The sequence below is a fragment of the Saccharomonospora saliphila YIM 90502 genome (assembly GCF_000383795.1).
Taxonomy (GTDB): Bacteria; Actinomycetota; Actinomycetes; order Mycobacteriales; family Pseudonocardiaceae; genus Saccharomonospora; species Saccharomonospora saliphila.
In genome coordinates this window covers 102,533-105,919 of sequence record NZ_KB912681.1, presented here as the reverse complement: position 1 = coordinate 105,919, position 3,387 = coordinate 102,533, and the positions used below count along the sequence as shown (strand labels likewise).

The following is a 3,387-nucleotide window of genomic DNA, read 5'->3' as shown; positions in this document are numbered from 1 at the left end:
GGGTGCCCGGCCCGTCCGGCGTGTTGCCGGTCAACCAGGTGTGACCGACCTCGTCGTGCCGCAGGCACGGGTCGCCCCGGCCGCGTCGCGACGGGGCCAGCGCCCCCGCGACGTCGACGGGAAACGGCGGTCGCCACCGCCGCGTCACTTCAGGCATCGCTGGAAAACCGTATCGCGGAATCGGCCAGTTCGGCCCCCGGCCACACGCGGACACCGTCGAGCAGTTCGCACCGCGCGCCCACCGACGCGCCATCGCCCACCACGACACCGCGCAGCACCGCGCCGGCACCCACCCGGGCTCCGGCACCCAGCACGGAACGCTCGACCACGGCATCGGAGGCCACGCACGCCCCGTCGAACAGCACCGAACCCTCCACCCGCGCTCCCGCCTCGATCACGCAGCCACCGCCGACGGTGGACCCGCCGGTCACCGCCGCACCGGCCGCGACGGAGGCGCCGTTCAGCGCCACCACCTGACCGGGCGGGGCGGGACGCGCCGAGGTGGGGGCGTGCCCGCGCACGAGGTCGGCCGAGCCGCGCACGAACGCCTCCGGCGTGCCGACGTCGAGCCAGTACGAATCGTCGACGAATCCGTGGACGTGCCGTTCCCGCTCCAGCAGGCCGGGGAAGGTCTCCCGTTCCACCGACACCGGACGCCCCGCGGGGATCTCCTCGAGCACCGACCGCCGGAAGACGTAGCACCCCGCGTTGATCTGGTCGGTCGGCGGGTCGGGGGTCTTCTCCAGGAATGCCGTCACCCGGCCGTCGGTGTCGGTGGGCACGCACCCGAACCGCGCCGGGTCGGACACCCGGTGCAGGTGCAGCGTCACGTCGGCCCCGGAGTCGCGGTGGGTCGCCACCAACGCGCCGAGGTCCGCGCCGGAGAGGATGTCGCCGTTGAAGACCACCACGTCGTCGGCGCGGAGGCGGTCGGCGACGTTGCGGATGGCGCCGCCGGTGTCGAGCGGCTCCTCCTCCACGACGTACTCGATGTCGAGCCCGAACGCCGAGCCGTCGCCGAAGTGGCTCTCGAAGACCTCGGCCTGGTAGGACGTGCCGAGCACGACGTGGGTCAGCCCGGCGTCGCGGATGCGGGAGAGCAGGTGCGACAGGAACGGCACGCCCGCGGTCGGCAGCATGGGCTTGGGCGCCGACAGCGTCAGCGGACGCAGCCGCGTGCCCTTACCGCCGACCAGCACCACCGCGTCGGCCCCTGCCACGGATGTCATCGTCCGGAATCCTCCCTACCTACCTCATCGAGGCGACGACACAGCACGCCCGACCCACTGACGGTCACCCGTCAGAGGGCCTACCCTAGACACCGGAGACGGCGGCCCGGTGCGGAGAGGGCCATCGGTCAGGCTCGACAATGCTTCGGGGGTGTGCGAGGACATGGATCCCCGCGATCGTGCGGACGCCGTACTGGCCCGGGCACAGGCGCGCGCCGGTGTCGTCACGCCAGACAACCAGACGTCACCGATGGACGCCTCGAACACCCAGCAGATCCCGAGACGGGTCGTGGACCGCATCGACGCCGAGCCGGACCCGGACACGACGACGAAGCTGCCGTCGTCGCTGATCGAGGCCAACGACGTGGCGGCGTGGGGCGAGGCCCCCGGCGAGCGGGACAGCCATCTGGCGACGGCACAACCCACGACGCCGCTGACGCGGCCCACCGCCGGGTCCGTGCCCACAGCCGAGTCCGTGTCCGCCCCGGAGTCCGGGCGCGGTCCCGAGTCCGGGTCCACCACCGGACCCGTGCCCACGGCCGGCCCCGGGACCGAGGCGGGTGAGGCGCATCCCCGCACGGAGCCGTTGCCGACCGGGCCCGCGGTGGACCAGCCGAACTCCGGACAGTTGCATCCGGAGGACCTTCCCCGGCACGACCACGGCGCCTCGGGCCCGCCGACCGACCCGGTGCGCGCGCAGCAGGGCGAGTCCCGTGGCGGCGACGGCGGGGACGGCACGGACGGGCTGGTGCCCACCGTCCGCGCCGAGGAGGGCCAGTCCTACCTCTCCCGCAGGCTCGACGGCCTCTGAGCACCCCGCGTCTCGATCCGCAGCCGCACCGCGAGGCCCAGCCGGATCAGCGCGAGCAGCGGCTTCCACGCCAGTCCCCGGTGCCGGTCCGCGAGGTAGCGGTAGGCGCTGTCGTGGTGGGCCTTCAGCATCCGCGCCGAGGCCTGGGAGGTGGCCTGCCCGCCGATGTGCATCACCGAGGCCGACGGGACGTAGACGTTGAGCCAGCCCAGCCTGCCGAGCCGGTCGCCGAGGTCGACGTCCTCGAAGTACATGAAGTAGCGCGCGTCGAACCCCCCGACCGAGTCGAACGCCTCGCGGCGCAGGAGCTGGCACGAGCCGGACAGCCACTCCGCCGTGCGCTCCCGGGGCTCGGCCGTCTCCTGCCGGTAGGCGCGGGACCACGGGTTCCCCGGCCACACCCGGCCCAGCAGCGCGTGCCCCACGCCCCGGCCCAGTGAGGGCAGCAGCCGCGCCGACGGATACACCGTGCCGTCGGGATCGGAGATCAGCGGGCCGAACGCACCGCCCCGGGGCCTGCGCCGGGCGGCGTCGAGCAGCGCGTCGATCGCCCCCGCGTTCCACTCCAGATCCGGGTTGGCCACCACGATCCAGCCGACCTCGTCACCCAGGGTCGCCACCCCGGCGTTGACGGCGCCGCCGTAGCCGAGGTTGCCGCCCGTGGGCACGAGCCGCACGTGGTCGCGCTCGGCGGCCTTCTCCGGGGCTCCGTCGACGGACCCGTTGTCGGCGAGCACCACCTCGACCGTGCGCTCGGTGGCGTCGTCGAGCGTGTCGAGGAAGCGCTGGAGGGTCTCGCCCGGCGAGTAGGTCACTACCACCACGGCGACGCCGTCGCCGTAGGTCTTCGGCTCGGTCACGCGGTCATTGTGCACCGGGCCCAGGGAGGCCACCCCCGGCGGGCCGCTGTGCCCGTGGGGGCCGGTCCACTCAGGACTCGCGGCTCCGGTGGCGGTGCCGTGCCCGGTCGTAGGCCTCGCGGTGGGCCTGCGCGGAGGCGGCCCAGGAGAACTCCTTGGCCCTGCGCAGTGCGGCCTGTGCCAGCTCGGCGCGCCGCACCCGGTCGTCGAGCAGCTCCCGCAGCCCGGCCGCGATGTCGCCCGTGCCCACCCCGCAGTAGGCGACCGCGTCGCCCCCGACCTCGGGCAGCGCGAGCCTGCGCGTGGTCAGCACACACGCCCCGGAGGCCATCGCCTCCAGCACCGGCAGCCCGAACCCCTCTCCCAGGCTGGGATAGGCCACCACGTCCGCCCCGCCGAGGAAGCCGGAGAGCGCGTCGAAGGGCAGGTACCCGGCCCGGAGCACCCGCAGCCGGTGCGGCGCGGCGGCGAGCGCGTTCTCCACCCG

Annotated in this window: 4 protein-coding genes; 1 reads left to right on the top strand and 3 read right to left on the bottom strand. The window is 74.4% G+C overall.

The genetic code is table 11. The features are described 5' to 3' along the window. Nucleotides 1–149: 149 nt before the first annotated feature. Entirely contained in the window at nucleotides 150–1,229 is a 1,080-nt protein-coding gene (manB, locus tag SACSA_RS0113960) for a mannose-1-phosphate guanylyltransferase (protein WP_019816524.1), read from the bottom strand. 250 nt (nucleotides 1,230–1,479) lie between these two features. Here manB and SACSA_RS27195 point away from each other — a divergent pair, with 250 nt between their 5' ends. Then, nucleotides 1,480–2,040, top strand: coding sequence for a hypothetical protein (locus tag SACSA_RS27195; RefSeq protein ID WP_408640277.1), 561 nt, complete (start codon nucleotides 1,480–1,482; stop codon nucleotides 2,038–2,040). On the opposite strand, the gene SACSA_RS0113950 is transcribed toward SACSA_RS27195, so the two are convergent. Beyond that, nucleotides 2,010–2,900 carry a glycosyltransferase family 2 protein gene (locus tag SACSA_RS0113950; protein ID WP_198009069.1) on the bottom strand — a complete coding sequence of 297 codons (891 nt, stop codon included), beginning with the start codon at nucleotides 2,898–2,900 and terminating at the stop codon, nucleotides 2,010–2,012. The two genes, SACSA_RS27195 and SACSA_RS0113950, sit on opposite strands and share 31 nt — an antisense overlap. Before the next feature lie 70 nt (nucleotides 2,901–2,970). After that, a partial coding sequence (locus SACSA_RS0113945) for a glycosyltransferase (protein ID WP_019816521.1) occupies nucleotides 2,971–3,387 on the bottom strand: 417 nt, incomplete at its 5' end.

Bases quoted from the DNA above. Each gene is read 5' to 3' on its own strand.
- SACSA_RS27195 (WP_408640277.1), top strand. From the start codon at position 1,480: ATGGACGCCTCGAACACCCAGCAGATCCCGAGACGGGTCGTGGACCGC.
- manB (WP_019816524.1), bottom strand. From the start codon at position 1,229: ATGACATCCGTGGCAGGGGCCGACGCGGTGGTGCTGGTCGGCGGTAAG.